The following is a 19,276-nucleotide window of genomic DNA, read 5'->3' as shown; positions in this document are numbered from 1 at the left end:
CCATGGGGCGGCAATGGAGCCATTGCCCATACAGCGGTAGGTGAGGGGAACGATGGATCATAACCATTGGAAACCGCCCGGCTGGTCGTCCAAGGGCAGGTGGCGGTCGCGCGTCCTTCCCGCCCTGGCGGCGCTGTTCATCGCGGCCGTGATGGCGCCGACGGTCACGGCCGAGGCCGTCACGCCACCGAAGGACGTCGTCTATGTGACCAACACGCAGTCGGACACCGTGTCGGTGATCGATACCAAGACCAACAGGGTCATCGCCACCGTCCCGGTCGGCGACAACCCCATCCAGCTGGCGGTGACTCCCAACAACGCGCGTGTCTACGTGGCCAACGCGCAGTCGAGTACCGTGTCGGTGATCGACACGACGACCAAGAAGGTCGTCGCCACCATCCCCGTCAGTAAGAACCCCATCGGGATCGACGTCTCCTACGGCGGGACCCGTGTCTATGTGGCCGATGTGCTCTCGGACCTGGTGTCGGTGATCGACACCAAGACCAACAGGGTCATCGCCACCGTCCCGGTCGGCCACCGCCCGTTCATAGTCACCGCCGTTCCCTATCGTCGCGTCTACGTGGCCAACCAGGCCTCCGGCACCGTATCGGTGATCGACACCGGGACCAACAGGGTCATCGCCACCGTCCCTGTCGGCAAGGGGCCGCTCGGAATCGGCTTCGTCCCCGATGGTCACCGTGTCTACGTGGCCAACCAGGTCTCCGGCACCGTATCGGTGATCGACACCAAGACCAACAGGGTCATCGCCACCGTCCCCGTCGGTAAGGAGCCTGCCAGGATCGCGGTCTCCGCCGACGGTTCCCGCGTCTACGTGACCCATCTGCTCGCGGAGAGCGTAGCGGTGATCGACGCCAGAACGAACGAGGTCATCGACGTGATCCCGGTCGAGGCGTCCTCTCCTTTCGGGGTCGCGATCTCCGCCGACGGCGCCCGGCTCTACGTGGCCAACCTGGAGACGAACAGCGTGTCGGTGATCGACATCAAGACCCACAAGGTCATCGGCACCATCCCGGTCGGCGACAGACCTTTCGGGATCAAAGCGGCGCACCTCGTGCCCAGGCCGAGAAACCGTTCGTAGCGCCTGGCACCGGACTCCCGGAGCCGCCGACCGGAGAGGGTCACCCGGCGAGCTGGGAGGGAAGCTCCCCGGTGTGCAGGACGGTGAGCGAGGTGACGGCCCGGGTCAGGACGACGTACAGCCGGGCCAGCCCTCGCGGTTCCGCCTCCACGATGTCGGCGGGCTCGGCCACGATCACGTGGTCGTACTCCAGGCCCTTGGCCAGGGACGCCGGCACGACCAGGAGACGGTGGTCCTCGACCGTGTCGGGACTCAGCACCCGGTGATCCAGGTGGGACAGGGCCTCGGACGCGGCGCCCACCAGGGCGTCGGGGACGATGACGCCGATCGAGCCCTCGCGGGCGAGCGCCTCCTCGGCGGCACGGGCCAGCGCCGCGGCGAGGTCGGAGGCCGGCCGCACCGACAGGGAGCCCGCGCCGGGACGCAGTGACCGGGGGGCGGCCAGGTCAGGGGCGACCGAGGGCAGCAGCCTGGCCGCGTAGTCGAGGACCTCGCGCGGCACGCGGAAGCCGAGGGTGAGCTCGGTGACCGCGCCGTCCTCGAAGCCGAGATGGGTGAGGACCTCGGTCCAGGAGCGGGCGGACCAGGGCGTGGTGCCCTGCGCGAGGTCGCCCAGCACGGTGGCCGAGCCGGTGCGGCAGCGCCTGCCGAGGGCGCGCAACTGCATCGCCGACAGGTCCTGGGCCTCGTCCACGACCAGGTGGCCCAGCGGGACGGTCCGCTCGATCATGTCGGCCAGCTCGTCCATCAGCGCGCCGTCGGCCGCCGACCACTTCGCCGAGCGGAAGGACTTGGAGGGCTTCGCCCACAGCAGCAGCGACTGCTCGGAGGCCGTGAGGTCGTCCTTGGCGGCGGCGGCGAGGAAGGCGGGGTCGCTGAACAGCCGGTGGAGCACCTGCTGCGGGGTCAGCTTGGGCCAGACCGCGTCCACGAGCGCCCTGACCGGCTTGGACCTGGCCACCGCGTCCTGCACCCGGTCGTCGGGAGACTCACCGCGCTGCTCCATCCGGACGAGCACCAGGTGGGCGAGGCGCTGGGCGAGCGTGGCGCGCCCCGGGCCGTAGCGGACGGTGCCGCGCAGTGAGGCGACGATCTCGCGGACCTCGTGGTCGGCCACCCGGTAGCGGTTGATCCCCTTGGTGAACAGCACGCCCTCGGTGGGCTTGACGACGTGCGCCCACAGGGCGCGTCGGAGCACGGGGACGATCCTCGCGTCGCCCTTGACGGTGGCGACGGCGGGGTCCTCGGGGGCGGAGTGGTCGCCGAGGATCCCGGCGGCCGTGGTCTGGTCGACCTTGACCTCGCCCAGGGCGGGCAGGACGGAGGAGATGTAGGAGAGGAACGCCCGGTTCGGACCGACGATCATCACACCCGACCTCGCGAGCCGCTCGCGGTGGGTGAAGAGCAGGTAGGCGGCCCGGTGCAGACCCACCGCGGTCTTCCCCGTGCCGGGGGCGCCCTGGACGCACACCGTCCGTCCCAGGTCCGAGCGGACGATCTCGTCCTGGTCGGGCTGGATCGTCGCGACGATGTCGCGCATCGGCCCCGAGCGGGGGCGCTCGATCTCCTCGGTGAGGATCCTGCTCTGGGCGAGGGCGGCTCCGCCCTGGTCGAGGTGCTCGTCCTCGTACGCGGTCAGGTCGCCGCCCCGGTAGCCGAACCTGCGGCGCAGGGCGACGCGCATCGGGTCGGACGGGCTCGCCTGGTAGAAGGCCCGCGAGACCGGTGCCCGCCAGTCGATGACCAGGGGACGGCTGCTGTCGTCGTGGACGTGCCTGCGCCCGACGTAGACCGTGCTGGGAAGGTCGTCTCCGGCCTCGCGGTCGAGGCGGCCGAAGAACAGGGGCGTGCCGGAGTGGTCGGCGAGCGCCTCGACGCGCTGGTCGAGCAGCGCCTGCAGGATCTGCTGGGAGACCCAGTCTCCGGCGGCGTCGGAGGAGAGGGACCGGGCGTGCTCGCGCATCGCGCGCAGCGCCGCTCTGGAGACGGCCAGATGCTCGCGTTCGGCGGCGAGGATCCGGGCGGAGTCGTCGGTTATGTCGGGGGCCAATTGATGTGCGGGCACGCTGAAGCGCCTCCCATTCGATAAACGGAGGTGGTGGTCATCGGGCAGCGAATCGACCAGCTTAGCGACGGCCCCGCGGAGTCTCAAAAGGATTAACGGTGAACGAGGATACGGCGGATGCCGCGCGGGCGCCGGGGACACGCGGCGACAAAACACGGCGGGCGCTGCTCCGGTGCCGGCGGCGCGCGGAGACAAAAATCGTTTTACCGTTCCAACGGTCGCTGAGGTGGGCGTCCGATGATCGAAGAGAGCGTTCTCTTCGTCGGCGATCCGATCGTTCCGTAATCGCCCTGACACTCTCTGTAATTCTCCGTGGAAATGGCGAAAAAGCGAGGCGAACCTGGTGACTCCCGCAGATCATGGGGGTATGTCGCCAGTGGCCCTGAGGCCTAGCGAGGGGGTGGTTTGTTTGTCGAAAGCCCGCGGGATTTCGTGGACCTGACACAAATTGACGACGTGTTCGCTGTGTGAGATCAATCTCCGGCGAGCACGTCGTCCGCGTCGATGATCTGATACGCGTACCCCTGCTCGGCGAGGAACCGCTGCCGATGGGCGGCGAAATCCTGGTCCACGGTGTCACGGCTCACCACGGAGTAGAAGCGCGCCCCGCCCCCGCCCGCCTTCGGCCGCAGCACCCGGCCCAGCCGCTGAGCCTCCTCCTGCCGGGACCCGAAGGTGCCCGACACCTGGATGGCCACCGCCGCCTCCGGCAGGTCGATGGAGAAGTTGGCGACCTTGGAGACGACGAGGACCTGGATCTCCCTGTCGCGGAACGCCTGGAAGAGGCGCTCCCGCTCCTTGACCTTCGTCTCCCCCTTGATCACCGGTGCGTTCAGGTGCTCGCCGAGCTCGTCGAGCTGGTCGATGTACTGACCGATGACCAGGACCTGGTCGTCCGGGTGCCGCCGGACCAGCGCCTCGGTCACCCGCGTCTTGGACGGCGTGGTCGCGCAGAACCGGTAGCGCTCCTCGGACTCGGCCATCGCGTAGGCCAGCCGCTCCTCGTCGGTGAGCGTCACCCGCACCTCGACACAGTCGGCCGGGGCGATCCAGCCCTGGTTCTCCATCTCCTTCCACGGCGCGTCGTACCGCTTGGGGCCGATCAGGGAGAACACGTCACCCTCCCTGCCGTCCTCGCGCACGAGCGTCGCGGTCAGGCCCACCCGCCGCCTCGCCTGCAGGTCGGCGGTCATCCGGAAGATCGGCGCGGGCAGCAGGTGCACCTCGTCGTAGACGACCAGACCCCAGTCACGGGCGTCGAAGAGCTCCAGGTGCCGGTAGACGCCCTGCCTGCGGGTCGTCATCACCTGGTACGTGGCGATGGTGACGGGCCTGATCTCCTTCTTCGTGCCGGTGTACTCGCCGATCTCGTCCTCGGTCAGCGAGGTCCGCCTGAGCAGCTCCTGCTTCCACTGGTGCGCGGAGACCGTGTTGGTCACCAGGATCAGCGTCGTCGCCTTCGCCTGGGCCATCGCCGCCGCGCCCACGATCGTCTTGCCCGCCCCGCAGGGAAGCACGACCACGCCGGAGCCGCCGTGCCAGAACGCCTCGGCGGCCTCCCGCTGGTAGGTGCGCAGCTCCCAGCCCTCCTCGGTGAGCACGATCGGGTGGTGCTCGCCGTCGACGTATCCGGCCAGGTCCTCGGCGGGCCAGCCCAGCTTGAGCAGGTGCTGCTTGATGTTGCCGCGCTCGCTCGGGTGCACCACCACGCCGTCGTCGCCCAGGCGCTCGCCCAGCAGCGGCTGGATCTTCTTGGCGCGCAGGACCTCCTCCAGCACGGCCTTGTCGGTGCTGGTCAGGGCGAGGCCGTGGACGGGGTGTTTTTCCAGGCGGAGCCTGCCGTAGCGCGACATCGTCTCGGCGACGTCGACCAGCAGCGCGTGCGGCACGGGGTAACGGCTGTGCGCGATCAGCGCGTCGATCACCTGCTCGGCGTCGTGCCCGGCGGCCCGCGCGTTCCACAGCGCCAGGGGGGTGATCCGGTAGGTGTGCACGTGCTCGGGGGCGCGCTCCAGCTCCGCGAACGGCGCGATCGCCTTGCGGCACTCCCCGGCCCGCTCGTGATCGACTTCAAGGAGCAGGGTCTTGTCCGATTGGACGATCAATGGTCCGTCAGTCACAGCGGCCTTCTCCCTCGGTTACCACAGGCTACGGCGGTTCGGCTCATGGTCGCACCCGTGAACGCCCACCGGCTCGTCGCGTACGGCCCCGGCCCGCTCAGGAGTCGAAGGCGCCGTTGACGCCGGCGACGATGAAGAAGGTCATGCCCAGGGCGAGCAGCGCGATGTTGACGCCGATGCTGATCCAGGTCCACTTGAGCAGGTTTCTCGCGCCCTGCGGATCGGCGTCGACCTTGCCCAGCGCGATGCCCGACAGGATGGTGCCGACGATGCCGCCGGGGCTCACGAAGCAGCTCAGCGCGAGGGTGATGCTGATGACCAGGGCGACGATCCCGTGCGTCCTGACACCTTCGACGTTGCGAGGCGGCGGGGATCCGTAACCTCCGTACCCCTGTCCGTAGCTCTGCCCGTAAGGCTGCTCGCCGTAGCCCTGTCCGTAGCCCTGTCCGTATCCGGGGTCGGTGTAACCGGAGGGCTCGCCGTAGGCCGGGGCCTGGTTGTAGCCGGGCTGACCGTAGTCAGGCTGACCGTAATCCGGCTGGGCGTAATCGGGCTGGGCGTAGCCGGGCTGGTGATCCTGCCGGGTCTGCTCGTAGCCGTACGGCTGCCGCTCGTGGCCCGGAGTCTGGCCGGGGCCTGTGGTGTAGGGGCTCTTCCAGTCGTCCGGGTTGGTGCTGGGGCCTTCTGAGTGACCGCTGCTCAATGGGGATCTCTCGCTTCTGTGGAGCTCAGAACGTCAACTGACACGATATGGGGCGTAGGTCGTGGGCCATGGGCGGATGGACTCGGTCGCGTCCCGGGGGCGGAGCCCGGAGGGGACCCGGAAAGGGACCCTCGCACCCCGGTGAGCGGCGGGGCGAACGACGCGCCGTCGCCGGATCATCGGACCGCCGGCCGAGTTCGTGGTGGGCCCGTCCCGCAACCGAGACTACCCCTTGGCCCCTTACGGCACGCCGGGCCGGCGCGGCCTTTCCGCCCCTCGTGCTGTCGGCGGGAGGCATCTCAGACGATGTCGGCTATGCCGGTGATGCGGTGCAGGGCGAAGCGGTGCACCGCCGCTCGCGTCTCGTCGTAGGCGGTGAGATAACCGCCCTCCATCCGGGCGGGTTCGAGGATCCGGCTGGTGGCGTTGCCCTGGGAGTCGAGGTAGCCGATCCAGACCTGCGACCCCTGCCGGATGGCCTCGCGCAGGGCGGTGATCGTGGCGGTGGCGGGGGAGCGCGGCACCTCGCCGCCGGGGACGGCGACCGGGGCACGACGGGCCTGGAGCGCGGCGTCACCCGCGCGCACCGCGCGCACCGCGGCGGCCACCACGTCGGCCTCGTGGCCGTTGAACGTGACCGGGGAACGACCCGCCGACGTGCCCTCGGTCCTGCGGACGTCGATCTGGGCGATGATCACGTCACCGTCGAGCGACTCCGCCGCCGGTGCGTACCCCATCGCGCGCAGCGCGTCGACCAGCGTCGGACGGGAGGACTTGGAGGCGATCACCGTGGGGGCGAGCCGCCGCAGCCGCAGCGGGATCGCCCGCTTGTCGGCCATCACCTCGTCGAGCAGGGAGGAGTCGTCGCACCGCACGTACGCGCTCGCCGATCCGACGCGCATCCGGCCGTGGCGCCTGGCCACGTCGGTGACCAGGTAGCTGAGCGGCTGCGGCACGGGCGTGGTCGAGTGGCGCTCCAGCATGGCCAGCAGCTCGTCGGCGCCCTGACCCGCGTCCAGGGCCCGCCGGATCGAGCGCTCGTCGAAGCGGTAGACCGTCGCGCCGCCGGTCGACTCCACCTCCGCCGTCAGCGCGAGCCATCGCCTCAGGTCGCCGGTGAGCGGCCCCGGGGCGACGGCGGTCAGGTCGGCCTGGAGGAGGACGTGGTCGAGCGGCTCGGGCAGCAGCGGGAGCAGCAGGTGGGCGGCGGGCATCGCGCGGCCGCCGGCGGAACCGGCCGGGGTGCCGGAGCCGCCGGAGGAGTCGGGGAGCAGGGCGCGACCGTGGCCCGCGAGCGCCCCGAGCCCGGTGACGCCGATCTGCTCGGCCTCGCGCAGCGTGAACTCCACCAGCTGGTCGCGGTAGCCACCGCGACGGCGGGGCTGCTCCCAGGCCAGGCGCTCGCGTACCGCGTCGAGGGTGGGCGCCACCCCCGGCGTCGAGGCGAGCACGCCCAGGGTCGTGGCGCGGACCTCCGCGGCGGCCGGACGGCGCAGGTCGGGATGAAGGGCGTTGAGCAGCCGGTCGCGCTCGTCGCGCTCGCCGATGATCCCCGGCACCCGGTCCATGGTGAGCCAGGCCGTGGCCAGCACCACCCAGCGGTCCTCGGTGGCCTTCACCCTCCAGCCGTCGTAGCCGGGGGTGGGCATCCAGTCGCCGTCGACCGTGCCGCTCGCCGCGATCAGCCCCGCCGCGTACGACACCTCGACGATCAGTCCCGTCACCCACTCGGGCAGGTCGAGCAGGCCCGCCGTCCGCTTGAGGTCGCGCACGGCCAGGCCACCGCTGCGGAGCACGCCGGGCGGGTCGACACTCCAGCGCTCGCACAACTCCTCCACCACGCGGGTGAAGGTGAACGCCTGCCCGGCCGCCGTGCGGTCGGCGAGCCCGCGGTCGCGCTCGGTGCCCTCCGCGGCGGGAGGGAGAGGGGACAGGTCCCGGTGGACGCGGCCGCCGCGCAGGAACAGGGCGACCTCGCGGGGCAGCACCACGGTCTCCTCGCCGGTGGCGGCGAGCAGTGCCCGGGACAGGAGCTGGTCGATCGGCGACCGGGCGGTGGCGGCCCGCACCTCACGGCGGGCGTTGGGCACCCGGCCGCTGGCCGGACCCCAGACCAGCTCGTTGAGCGCGGACCGCGCCTGCGGCGAGACCTCCTCGATCAGCCGTCCGACGATTTCCGCGTCGCCGAGCAGCGCGGCGAGCGTCTCCTTGGTCGCGCTCCCCGTCTCGCCGCCCTCGCCCGCGACGTCCTGGACCAGCTCGGCCAGCCGCTCGGCGGGATGGTGCCTGAACGCCTCCACGGCGGGCGGACCGAGCCCCGCGGGAGCGTCGAGCACCTCCCGCACCCCGGGCGCCGGAGCCAGGGCGCGGTCAGGGCCGTAGACGAGGGCCATGGTGCGCAGCCGCTCGACCGTCTCCTTGAGGGCGCTCTGGAACTGTGGATCGGCCGTCCCCGCAAGGGAACGGGCCATCTGGGCGCGCAGCGACCTGTAGGCGATCGGGCCGGGAAGCACGGCCAGCGTCTCCACGACCGCGAGCGTGAACCGGTCGAGCCTGTCGAGCGCCCTGCCCACCGCCGACGGGCTGCTCGCCCGCCCGGCGAGCCCTTCCAGATGGGCGGGCACGGGGGTGATGAGCTCGGGACGTACGGAGACGAGAGCCCGCAGCCGGTCATCGCTCCGGCCGCGCAACCACTCGGTGAACTCCGTGCTCATTCCGCCAATGGTAGGAGGCTTGACCGACATCGCGCGGCCTGGGGGAATTCCGTGATCGACCGAAGAGGGAAAACGATCATGTGAAGGGCGGCGAACAGATCACGTGAAGGGCAGCGAATAAGGGAAGAAGCTCACGAGCGAGGCGATGCCGAGAGAGGATGGTCAGTGTGATCGAGCGTGCGGACCAGCTCGTCCTGGACTACGTCAGCAAGGCGGCCGACGCGGCGCACGGTGTGATGAGGCCCAGGCAGCGGATCGACTTCGTGGCGGTGTTGCGCAGGCGGATCGACGCCGAGCGCGCGGGGACGGACGACCCGGTCGCCGTGGAGAGGATTTTGGCCCGGTTCGGCGACCCCGCCGCACTGGTCCAGCACGAGCTACGCCGTCTGAGTGGGGAGGTACCGTCCCCGTCCCCATCCCCGGAGACTTCACCGGGGCGTCCCGAGCCACGGGTCTCCGAGGAGGGCTTTCCGAGTTTGCGGGGCTTGCGGGATCTGTGGAGATCCCGGCGTGATGACTCCGGTACGGTCCCCAGGCCGCGGGGGGAGGGGGCCGCCGGGCTCCCCGGCGCCGCCCGTGCTGGTCATGTGGATCGTCCTGACAGCACACGTACCGGCCACGCTGACCGTGCTGATCATGTCGATCGCTTCGACACCGCACATCCTGACCGTGCCGATCGCTTCGACCGTCCAGACCGTGCTGATGGCGTCGATCGCTCCGGCCATGCTGACCGTCCAGGCCGTGCTGACCGCATTGATCGCCCCGACCGCGCTGATCCCGCCACGGGCGTCGGCGGTGTCACCCCCATCCCTTCCGTGGCACTCGTGCCTCTCGCCGCCCCCACCCCCGATGACCCGGCCCCCACCCCGGAGGGTGCGGCGCCCAAGGGTCCCTCGAAAAGGGCCGTTCCCGAGGAGCCTTCGGAGGGGGACGTTCCCCAGAGCTCCGCTTCAACCTCCCCCGAGGGATCGGCTCCCACATCGAAGGAGCCCGTTTCCGGAGATCCCCCCGTCTCCCCGTCTCCCCGCCGACCCGTGCGAGGGCATCCGTACGCCGTGATGGGGGCTCATCCCGATGCCGGTGAACCTCAGTCGGATCGCCCCGTTTCGGAGCGCCGTGAGCTGGATCGCCTCGTGTCGGACCATCCCTCGTCGGACCATCCCTCGTCGGATCACCCCGAGCCGGACCGTCTCGCCTCGGACCGTCTCGCTTCGGATTACTCCCAGGCGGACCGTCCCGAATCGGCCGCTCCTGTGTCGGATTACCCGGAGCCGGATCGCCCTGAGTCGGACCGGCCCGCGTCGGATCGCCCCGAGTTGGACCGGCCCACGCGGGGTCGGCCCGAGCCGGATCGGGTCGACGAGTGGGAGGACGCGGTGGAGAACGACCCGCCGACCGAGGAGATCCCAGCCGTGCGGGATCCTTTCCCGCCGTCGGCGGCACGGCGGTCGACACCGGACGCGCCACAGGAGTCGGGGGAAGAGCAGGAAGACGGGGAGGTCCGGGGAGGAGAGCGCTTGGAGGCGTCGCGAGGGGAACCGGGACCCCAAGGAGCCCAGGGACCTCAGGAAGACGCGAGGGCTCAGGAAGACACGGGACCTCAGGAAGACACCGGAGTCCGAAAAGAGACGGGTGTCCGGGGAGACGCCGAGGGCCGTCCGGAGCTTCCGCCCGGGGTGGCCAGGGGCATGCGGGAGGCCGAGGAGCGGCTGGCCAGGAGGCGGGCGCGCAACCGTCCCGACTGGCTGCGCCGACGGCGTCCGGTCCGTTCCAGGGAGGACGTCGTCCCCGGCACCCAGGACACCCGGACGATCCTGCTGAGCCATCGGCGCGAGACGGCCGGCATGGTCCTGCTCGCCCTGGCCGGCCTGCTGATCCCCTTCCCGTTCGCCCCGATCGCGATCTTCACGATCCCGGTGCTGGTCTGGGCCGTCGCGGCTCTCGTCGTGGTCGCCTGCGAGAACTGGCACACCTCCGACAAGGCGCTGGGACTGGCCGCTCCGCTCGTGAGCTACACCTTCGGCGGTGCCCTGGTCGCCCTCGTACGGGCCAGGAACGACCTCGGCACGGTGGTGGACGAGTTCTTCACCATCAGCGGGCTCATGTTCATGCTGGGTACGGCGTGGGCCGTCTTCTGGCTCGCCTACCGCCTGCTCAATCCTCCGATGCCGGTGGGAAGGGGAGCCCGCCGACCCGGGTGACGCCATCGGAGTCCTCACGGCTTCCGGCCTCGCACGGGGTGGTCACGGCCTCCGCTCTCGCGGGGTGACCGTCCGGTGGCGCGTCGGCCGCCGGGTCTGTCGGCGGATGGTCCGGACCATCAGCCGGGGCGGCGGGCCGAGGGTGAGGCACATCAGGGAGGTGGAGAAGCGGTCGCGCTCCACGCGGTCCCGAGGGCTCGCCCACGGTCTCCGCGAACACCGGAGAACCGATGGGGAGGCGTCGGCGCGTCTTCCGGATAGGCGAATCTTTTCGTGAAGGCTTCCGCGGTGGGATGCGTCACGGACAACGCTCTGGATTAGCAATGTTTGGGGGGATTTGGCATTCTTTGAGGGATTCTCCGTGAATCTCTTCGCGGAGCGGACAAGGAGCGGTGAGTGACCTGGTGAACTCTGTGGGATTCGACCTCGATCTGACGCTCGCCGACACGCGTGCGGGCATCGCCGCCGTTTACGAGGAGGTGGCGCTGCGTACCGGCATCTTTATCGACACCGTCACCGTGCTGGGCAGACTGGGGCCGCCGCTGGAGTGGGAACTGGCCAACTGGATGCCCGTCGAGGAGGTTCCCGCCGCCGCCGACGTCTACCGGGAGCTGTATCCGTCGATCGCCGTCCCGGTCACCACCCTCATGCCCGGTGCGCGCGAGGCCGTCGAGGCCGTACGGCGGGTGGGAGGCAGGGTCGCCGTGGTCACGGGCAAGAACGCCCGCGACGCGGCGAGGACGGTCGAGTTCCTCGGGCTGGAGGTGGACGAGGTCGCCGGATCGGTTTTCGGGGCGGCCAAGGGTCCGGCCCTCGCGGCTTTCGGCGCCGCCGCATATGTTGGGGATCATGTCGCGGACATCGACGCGGCACGAGCGGGGGGAGTCGTCAGCGTGGCGGTGGCGACAGGTGTCTATCCGGCGGGAGAACTGCGTGATCACGGAGCCGATGTGATCTTGGGTGACCTGACCGAGTTCGTCGAATGGTTCGACGACTGGCGAACCCCCGTTCTCGTGTAATTCGGGTCTCAATACGCGGTCGCTCCCGGCGCCTGCGGGGCATAACCTACATCCATTCCTTTTCACGACAGTCTGAACGAGGTCACCCCTGTGCCGAGTGGCAAGGTCAAGTGGTACGACGCCGACAAGGGATTCGGCTTCCTCACCCGCGACGACGGCGGTGAGGTCTTCGTGCATTCTTCCGCGCTGCCGTCCGGCGTGGATTCCCTCAAGCCCGGACAGAAGGTCGAATTCGGTGTGGCCGAGGGGCGCCGCGGCCAGCAGGCGCTCTCGGTCCGAGTGATCGATCAGCCGCCCACACTCGCCAAGACCGCCAAGCCCAAGGGCAAGCGCAAGAAGCCCGACGAGATGGTCGTCATCGTGGAGGATCTGATCAAGCTCCTGGACACGGTCTCCATGTCGTACCAGAGGGGCAAGCAGCCGGAGGCCGCGCACGCGAAGAAGATCGCCGCCGTGCTCCGAGCCGTCGCCGACGACCTCGACGACTGATCCGAACCCGCCGGAAGACCCTCGCGGCTCAGCCGTGCGGGTTGGTGAGCGGTCTGGTCCGCTTCTCCGTCGGTGGATCCCCGTGGTGTACGACCGCGGTGGTCGTCCCGGCGGGCCACGACCCGACCCGCTCCTCCGGCGTGCCGTCAGATGAGGGCCGCTCTCCGTTCGCCGTGGGGTGCGGCCCTGACGGGGAGTGGCGCGGACCTCTCGCGGCCTCGACCCTGGCGTCCACCTCCTTGACCCGTCCTCGGCGGCGTACCAGCAGCCAGCCGAGCGAACCCGCCAGCACCACGGACATCACGGCCAGTCCCGCCGTCCCGCTCGCGAACAGCGAGAGCCAGAGCCCGACCAGGCCGCCCAGCACCCACGCGATCTGGAGGAAGGCCTCCACCACCCCGAACGTGGACGAGCGCACCTCCTCGCCGATCTCCCGTTGCACGATCGCGTCCAGCGCGAGCTTGCCCAGGCCCTGGGCGAACGCGGCCGCGAGCGCGACCGCCACCGCGCTCCACAACTGGAAGACGACGGCCGCCAGTATCGTGATCGCGGTCGTCAGGGCGAGCGTTCCGAGCACGATGACCTGCGGGGAGTGGTTGCGCACCCACGAGGCCACGGCCGTGCCCGCCAGCCCGCCGATCCCGGCGGCCGCTCCCAGCACGCCGATGGCGACCACCGGCGGCAGGCCGGGCAGGTTCTTGTCCTGGACGAGGAACAGCAGGTAGAAGAGCAGAAACCCGGAGTAGAGGCGGATGGCGACGTTGGCGTGCATCGCCTCGGTCACCACGGGACCCACGTTCAGCATCGTGCGCCAGCGGGGTGGCCGCTCCTCGCCCTCGTCGTCCAGTTCGTCCAGATCGGGGGAGTCGATGTGGCGCGGGAGCCGTACGGCGAGCACGCCCTGGAACAGGAAGAGCACCGTCGCCCCGCGCAGCACCCACTCGGCGCCCAGCCAGGCGCTGGCGCCCGCGCCGATCGGCACCGCGACGCCCGCCGCGACCAGTGCGAACAGGGCGACCCTCGCGTTCGCCGTGACGAGTGCGATGTCGGCGGGCAGCACGCTCGGCATGATCGCCGCGCGGGAGACGTTGTACGCCTTCGACAGGACCAGCACGGCGAGCGCCGCGGGGAAGATCGTGAACACGTCGCCGGGGACGATCGCCGCCGCCATCGCGAAGCAGAGCAGCCCGCGGCCGAAGAGGGTCCCGGCCATCACGAAACGCCGCCCGGAGCGGAACCGGTCGAGGACCGGGCCGACGAACGGCGCGACCACCACGAACGGGATCATCGTGATCAGCAGGTAGAGGGCGACCTGGCCGCGTGCCTCGTTCACCGGGAGCTTGAAGAGCGTCCCGGCCAGGGCCGCGGTGACCAGGGCGTCGCCCACGCTGTGCGCGGCGGTCAACTCGATCAGCTGGCCCAGCCCGGTGCGGCCCGCGCCCTGCGCGTGGGTCAGCCGCCGCGCGGCCCTGCCCGCCCGCTGGGTGCCGCTGACCGCCCCCCTGCCCGCCTTCGCCGTCACCCGGCCGGTGCCGCGGCCCGCGCGCGCGGCGGTCCTGCCCGCGGCGGAGGCGGCCTCGCCGACCCACCGGGAGGCATCGCCCACCGTCTTCCGCGCCCGTTCCCACCCAGCTGCCACGTATCCAGTCATACCCGAAGGGCGGGTGAGTTGTCCGGTGCGCCTGGTCACTCCCCTGGCGATCGAAGCCACCGCCTCGGCCGGGGCGCTCTCAGGGGGTGGCTGGTCACTCCGGGGGATCGGGCTCCACCGGCCTGGCCGGGTTCTCTTCCGGGGGGGCGTCACGTCACTCCAGGGATGATCGGAGAGGGTCCGCGGGCCTGTCTGCTCATGGGGATCCGGGGTGCGTCAGATCACTCCTGGGGCGATCGGAGTCCGCCACCTCGCCCGGGCTCGCCATGACGGCCGGTCTCCGGGGCGCCGGATCACTTCCCGGGTGATTAGATGTCCACGGTGCCGTTCGCTCCGGGCATGGGCGAGAATGAACTGTGAGCGCAGTGAGCGAGCCAGCCGGTAGGGACGGCAGCCGTCGTGCTGCGAGGCTGACGGGAGGCGACTCATGAGTCGGACTCGATCCCGCGCCGTGGTCCTTGACCAGGCGTGCGTCGCGGCCGTCGACCTGGCCAGAGCCGCGGTCGAGGAGAATGTCAGGCCCGGAGAGGTGGGCGAGCACCTCGGGGTCGAGGGTGAGGGCGACCGCGTCGTCACCCATTACTTCGCCTGTCTCGACCGCGCCTACCGAGGCTGGCGCTGGGCCGTCACGGTCGCCCGCGCCTCGCGGGCGCGCAACGTGACGGTGAGCGAGGTCGTGCTCCTGCCCGGCTCGGGGGCCCTGATGCCGCCGCAGTGGGTGCCGTGGAGCGAGAGGCTGCGTCCCGGCGATCTCGGTGTGGGCGACCTGCTGCCCACCTCCGACGACGACGACAGGCTCGCGCCCGGTTTCACCGAGACCGACGACGACTCCGACCGTCAGATGATCTTCGAGTACGGTCTCGGCCGGGCCAGGGTGCTCTCCCCGATCGGCCGCGACCGCGCCGTGCGGCGCTGGCACTCCGGCGAGTCGGGACCGCACACCCCGCTCGCGCACGCCGCGCCCGCCCAGTGCTCCACCTGCGGCTTCTACTGGCCGCTCGCGGGCGCGCTGCGCACCGGCTTCGGGGTCTGCGCGAACGAGTACGCTCCCGACGACGGGCGGGTCGTCGCCGCCGACCACGGTTGCGGCGCCCACTCCGAGGCCGCCGTGCTGCCGCACCAGGTCGAGCCGACCTCGCCGATCCTCGACGACCTCTCCTACGACACCGCCGAGCACGTCTCGGAACCAGACCTGGCCGGATCGGTGGACGACACCGCCTCCGAGCCGCTCGGTCACTCCTGACCCGGCGTCGCCGGGCCGCTCCCAACCCGGGGCACCACCGGGTCCATCCCGCCCCGCCGCCCGCCCCCGCGGCACACCCGGCCGTCGCGGCCGGGAGCCGCTTCCGTGGCGTCCTGGCCGTACTGGTCGTCCTGGCCGTCGCGGCCGGGGCACCTGGTCGCGCGGGGCTTCGACCTTTGGAAGCATCGTCTTGACTGACATTTTCGGCACCGAACGACTGCGTTCCGCCGTCCTGGCCGCCTGGACGGCCTCGCCCGCCCGTTTCCGTGAGGACGCCAACGCGGAGGAGGACTTCGCACTCGGCGGCTACCGCGACCGGCTGATCGTCGAGCTCGCCCAGAACGCCGCGGACGCCGCGCTCCGCGCCGGGGTGCCCGGACGGCTCCGCCTCTCGCTGCGCGAGGGCGTGCTGTCGGCCGCCAACGTCGGCGCCCCCGTCGACAGGTCCGGGATCGAGGGTCTGTCCACGCTGCGTGTCTCCGCCAAGCGCGACGACGCCCACGCCGCCGGCCGGTTCGGCGTCGGGTTCGCGGCCGTGGTGTCGGTCTGTGACGAGCCGGTGATCGGCTCGCTCGGCTCCGGGGTCGTCCGCTGGTCCCGTGACCAGACCGCCGCCCTGGTGGCCGCGGAGCCCGAGCTGGCCAAGGAGCTCGCCGAGCGCGGCGGGCACGTACCGCTGCTGCGTCTCCCCTTCCCCGCGGGCCCGGTGGAGATCCCCGCGGGATTCGACACGCTCGTGCGGCTGCCGCTTCGTGACGAGGCGGCCGAGGAGGCCGTACGGGCGATGCTGCGGGAGACCAGCCCCGCCCTGCTGCTCGGCCTGCCCGCCCTGGAGTCGATCGAGATCGACGTGGACGGCGAGACGCGGACCGTCACCTCCGAGGGCTGGAAGGTCGTCTCGGACTCCGGGCGGTTCACTCCCGAGCAGGTGGCTGAGCTCTTCGCCGACCGCCCGACGGAGGAGCGCTCCCGTCCGCACTGGCTGGTCCGCTGGGCGGTGCCCGTCACCGCTCCCGTGCCCGCCACCGGGTCCGAGGCCGCCGGGACCGGTTCTGTCGAGGGCGGCTCTGTCAGGTCCGGGTCCTCCAGGCTCGTCGGGGCGGGCGGGGAGCCTCGGCCGCTGCCCGCGCTGGTACCGCCCGTGGTGCACGCGCCCACGCCGAGCGACGAGCCGCTGGATCTGCCCGCGTTGCTGATCGCCTCGTTCCCGATGGCCACCGACCGGCGGCATGTCGCGCCGGGCCCGCTCACCGACTTCCTGGTCGAGCGTGCCGCCGACACCTACCTGGAACTGCTCGCCGGGCTGCCTCGCACTCCCCGGCTCCTCGACCTCGTCCCGGGCATGATGGGCAAGGGTGAGCTGGACGCCCGCATCCGCCGGGCGATCCTGCGCAGGCTCCCCGACGCCCCGCTGCTTCCCGCGCTCTCGCCGCCCGCCGACCCGGCCTCGTCGGGCAGGCCGGGCGGTTCCGGTGCCTCGCTCCTGCTCCCCGACCCCGCCGACGGTCCCGCCGACGCCGGAGCCGGTCTCCACGCGGCAGGGGTCGGCTCCGGCGCGGCGGGCGACGCCTCCCCGGACGCGCTCTCCGCCGGTGCGGAGCCGGTCGTCTCCGGGCGGCAGGCGTCCGTCGTCGCGGCCCCGGCCGAGCTGCTGGAGAGGGTCGCCCCCATGATCCCCGGACTGCTGCCCGCGGGATGGCCGTCCCGGCATCCGGCGATCACCGCACTCGGCGTGAACCGGGTGCAGCTCTCCGACATCGTGGACATGCTCTCCGGCGACGCCGTCAAGGACAGGGACCCGGCCTGGTGGCGGTCGCTGTACGAGGTGCTGCCCGCCGACGACCCCGAGGCCCTCGGCGCGCTGCCGGTGCCGCTGGCCGACGGCCGCCTGGTCAGGGGGCCGCGCGGCACGCTGCTGCTCACCGACGGTTCCAGGCTGGACCCGGCGGTCCTCGCGCCGCTCGGGTTGCGCGTCGTGCACCCGGACGCGGCCCATCCCCTCCTGCTCAGGCTCGGCGCGGGCGAGGCCACGCCCCGTACCGTCCTGGAGGACCCGCTGACCCGCTCCGCCGTCTCGGAGTCGCTGGACAGCCCCGACTCCGAACCGGTGGCCAAGGCGGTGCTCGCGCTGGTCGACGCCGCCGGGCTGACCGCGGGCGACGCCCCCTGGCTGTCAGAGCTGGCGCTGCGCGGCGCCGACGGCGAGCTGTACCCGGCGGGCGAGCTGCTCCTCGCCGACGGGGCGCTCGCCGGGCTGCTCGACCGCGAGACGCACTTCGGCACGGCCGCACCGGAGCTGGTGGAGCGGTACGGCCCCAGGGTGCTCGCGGCGGCGGGGGTGCTCGACGGCTTCGCCGTGGTCAACGACTCCGACGTCATGATCGATCCCGACGAGTGCGACCACGACCTGGACCGCGAGGACGAGTGGCTGGAGGTCGTCCTCGACCTGCTGCCCGAGACGGCCGTACCGCCGGTCGCGAGGGAGTTCTCCGCCGTACGCGACCTGGAGTACGTCGCCGACTGGCCCGCCGCCCTCGCCCTGCTGTCGCGCCCGCCGCTCCGTTCGGTCCTGCACCCGCTGCGGGTCCTGGTGGCGGGGGAGGTCGTGGAGGTGCCCTCCTACACCGCCTGGTGGCTCTCCACGCACCCGGTACTCGCCGGCAGGCGCCCCACGGAGCTGCGGCTCCCCGCGGGCGACCCGCTGCTGTTCGGCCTGTACGGGGACGCCCCCGCCGTCGTCGACGAGGCCGCGCTGGCGATGATCGGGGTCCGGAGTACGCTGGCCGACCTGCTCGCCTCCCACGGTGGTCCCGACGAGCTGCTCGACCTGCTGGGCGACCCCTCCGTGGAGGTCGATCGCGCCCAGCTCCGCTCCCTGTGGGTGGCGCTCGCCGGCGTCGACCCCGCCCGTGTCGGGCCCCCGCGCGCCGTACGCGCCGTCCTCGGTGACGCGATCGTCGCCGTCGACGCCGAGGACGGCCGCGTGCTGTCCGTCGGCGCCGACTCCGAGGGCGACGCGGAGGCGGCGGGTGAGCCGGTCGTGGTCGAGGCGCCGGACCTGCTGCCGCTCGTCGCGGGCCGGCCGCTGATCCTGGCCCCGTTCGACCTGGCCGAGGCGCTGTCGGAGCTGCTCGACCTGCCGCTCGCCGGTGAGGAGGCCGCGGGTGAGGTGACGTCCTCCGGCGAGAAGCGCGACGTCCCGCCCGCCGTACGGTCGCTGCTGCCGACCGCGCCCAGCGGCTACGTGGAGCACGAGAGGCTGCTGGTGGACGGTGTCCCGGCGGCCTGGAGGTTCTTCGAGGGCACGGTGCACGCCTCGGGTGTGGAGGGGCTGGCGCGCGGGCTCGCCTGGGCGTCCGGCCAGTGGGGCGACCGGCTCGCGGTGGCGGCGCTGCTGCGCGACCCGGCGGCGGTGCCGCTGCTGCTCGCCGAGGCCGACCTGGACAGCTGGACCGCCTCGACCTAGACGATCACCTGGGCGCTCGGGGGACGCCGACGGCGCCGCGAGGCGGAACCGTGGGCGATGATCCCTGGGCGCGCTCGGGGGCGTCCCACGGTGAAGTACGGCGACGACGGGGTGGGGAAACCACGGGCGGGCGGACCCCCGGGCGCGGCCCGGGGGTTTACGTGATCGTGGTGGTCGGCTCGATCGGCCCTTCGGCCTCGGGCGGCGGGCGGCGGTTGCGGCGGCGCACGTACCAGAGGCCGAAAAGGCCGCCGCAGATGCCCGAGACACAGGTCCAGATCCACCAGCGGTGCTCGGGGCCCGGCTGCGCGACGAGAAGGACGACCAGGGCGACGGCCCACAGGCCGGTACCCGTGAGGATCGTGAGCGTGTCGTTGGTCTTCAACGGCTGCAGATCCGGAGGTCGTGGCTGGTTCACGCGCTCCAGACTAGGTGACGACCTCTCACTATTCGCAAAACGGGTCACGTGAAGGCGCGAATCCATCTCGAAACCATCACCATCGACG

Annotated in this window: 12 protein-coding genes; 6 read left to right on the top strand and 6 right to left on the bottom strand. The window is 71.7% G+C overall.

Going from position 1 to position 19,276, the window contains the following annotated elements; genetic code table 11:
- Nucleotides 1-52: 52 nt before the first annotated feature.
- Complete coding sequence (locus tag ACFY3V_RS35940) at nucleotides 53-1,099, top strand: beta-propeller fold lactonase family protein (RefSeq protein WP_389779674.1); 1,047 nt, start codon at nucleotides 53-55, stop codon at nucleotides 1,097-1,099.
- A 40-nt stretch (nucleotides 1,100-1,139) separates the two neighbouring features.
- Here ACFY3V_RS35940 and ACFY3V_RS35935 read toward each other — a convergent pair whose 3' ends face one another.
- The 4 genes from ACFY3V_RS35935 to ACFY3V_RS35920 all read right to left on the bottom strand — a co-directional run bounded on the left by ACFY3V_RS35935 (nucleotide 1,140) and on the right by ACFY3V_RS35920 (nucleotide 8,701).
- The gene (locus ACFY3V_RS35935; protein WP_389779672.1) at nucleotides 1,140-3,164 is read right to left on the bottom strand and encodes a HelD family protein; all 2,025 of its coding nucleotides are present in this window, start codon (nucleotides 3,162-3,164) and stop codon (nucleotides 1,140-1,142) included.
- A 473-nt stretch (nucleotides 3,165-3,637) separates the two neighbouring features.
- Nucleotides 3,638-5,284, bottom strand: coding sequence for a DNA repair helicase XPB (locus tag ACFY3V_RS35930; RefSeq protein WP_362905438.1), 1,647 nt, complete (start codon nucleotides 5,282-5,284; stop codon nucleotides 3,638-3,640).
- A 97-nt stretch (nucleotides 5,285-5,381) separates the two neighbouring features.
- On the bottom strand, nucleotides 5,382-5,987 hold the full coding sequence (locus tag ACFY3V_RS35925; protein WP_389779669.1) for a hypothetical protein: 606 nt from the start codon (nucleotides 5,985-5,987) through the stop codon (nucleotides 5,382-5,384).
- Between the two features lie 299 nt (nucleotides 5,988-6,286).
- The gene (locus ACFY3V_RS35920; protein WP_389779666.1) at nucleotides 6,287-8,701 is read right to left on the bottom strand and encodes a helicase-associated domain-containing protein; all 2,415 of its coding nucleotides are present in this window, start codon (nucleotides 8,699-8,701) and stop codon (nucleotides 6,287-6,289) included.
- Nucleotides 8,702-10,389: 1,688 nt separating this feature from the next.
- Here ACFY3V_RS35920 and ACFY3V_RS35915 point away from each other — a divergent pair.
- The 3 genes from ACFY3V_RS35915 (at nucleotide 10,390) to ACFY3V_RS35905 (ending at nucleotide 12,410) form a co-directional block, all read left to right on the top strand.
- Nucleotides 10,390-10,902 carry a hypothetical protein gene (locus ACFY3V_RS35915; protein WP_350945787.1) on the top strand — a complete coding sequence of 171 codons (513 nt, stop codon included), beginning with the start codon at nucleotides 10,390-10,392 and terminating at the stop codon, nucleotides 10,900-10,902.
- A 392-nt stretch (nucleotides 10,903-11,294) separates the two neighbouring features.
- On the top strand, nucleotides 11,295-11,921 hold the full coding sequence (locus ACFY3V_RS35910) for an HAD family hydrolase (RefSeq protein WP_350945786.1): 627 nt from the start codon (nucleotides 11,295-11,297) through the stop codon (nucleotides 11,919-11,921).
- Between the two features lie 90 nt (nucleotides 11,922-12,011).
- The gene (locus ACFY3V_RS35905; RefSeq protein ID WP_350945785.1) at nucleotides 12,012-12,410 is read left to right on the top strand and encodes a cold-shock protein; all 399 of its coding nucleotides are present in this window, start codon (nucleotides 12,012-12,014) and stop codon (nucleotides 12,408-12,410) included.
- Between the two features lie 28 nt (nucleotides 12,411-12,438).
- On the opposite strand, the gene ACFY3V_RS35900 is transcribed toward ACFY3V_RS35905, so the two are convergent.
- Complete coding sequence (locus ACFY3V_RS35900) at nucleotides 12,439-14,049, bottom strand: MFS transporter (protein ID WP_389779663.1); 1,611 nt, start codon at nucleotides 14,047-14,049, stop codon at nucleotides 12,439-12,441.
- Between the two features lie 439 nt (nucleotides 14,050-14,488).
- On the opposite strand from ACFY3V_RS35900, the gene ACFY3V_RS35895 reads away from it, so the two are divergent.
- Nucleotides 14,489-15,304 (top strand): DUF3027 domain-containing protein, encoded by an 816-nt coding sequence (locus ACFY3V_RS35895; protein WP_389779661.1) that lies wholly within the window; start codon nucleotides 14,489-14,491, stop codon nucleotides 15,302-15,304.
- Between the two features lie 190 nt (nucleotides 15,305-15,494).
- Nucleotides 15,495-18,770, top strand: a complete 3,276-nt coding sequence (locus ACFY3V_RS35890; protein ID WP_389779659.1) for a sacsin N-terminal ATP-binding-like domain-containing protein — start codon at nucleotides 15,495-15,497, stop codon at nucleotides 18,768-18,770.
- Between the two features lie 157 nt (nucleotides 18,771-18,927).
- Here the strand turns inward: ACFY3V_RS35890 and ACFY3V_RS35885 are convergent, their stop codons facing one another.
- Nucleotides 18,928-19,188, bottom strand: coding sequence for a DUF2530 domain-containing protein (locus ACFY3V_RS35885; protein WP_350945781.1), 261 nt, complete (start codon nucleotides 19,186-19,188; stop codon nucleotides 18,928-18,930).
- Nucleotides 19,189-19,276: the final 88 nt, after the last annotated feature.

Source organism: Streptosporangium sp. NPDC000095 (assembly GCF_042899335.1).
In the GTDB taxonomy this organism is placed as follows: Bacteria; Actinomycetota; Actinomycetes; order Streptosporangiales; family Streptosporangiaceae; genus Streptosporangium.
This window is presented reverse-complemented; position numbering and strand designations above follow the sequence as displayed.

Bases quoted from the DNA above. Each gene is read 5' to 3' on its own strand.
- ACFY3V_RS35940 (WP_389779674.1), top strand. From the start codon at position 53: ATGGATCATAACCATTGGAAACCGCCCGGCTGGTCGTCCAAGGGCAGG.
- ACFY3V_RS35920 (WP_389779666.1), bottom strand. From the start codon at position 8,701: ATGAGCACGGAGTTCACCGAGTGGTTGCGCGGCCGGAGCGATGACCGG.
- ACFY3V_RS35915 (WP_350945787.1), top strand. From the start codon at position 10,390: ATGCGGGAGGCCGAGGAGCGGCTGGCCAGGAGGCGGGCGCGCAACCGT.
- ACFY3V_RS35895 (WP_389779661.1), top strand. From the start codon at position 14,489: ATGAGTCGGACTCGATCCCGCGCCGTGGTCCTTGACCAGGCGTGCGTC.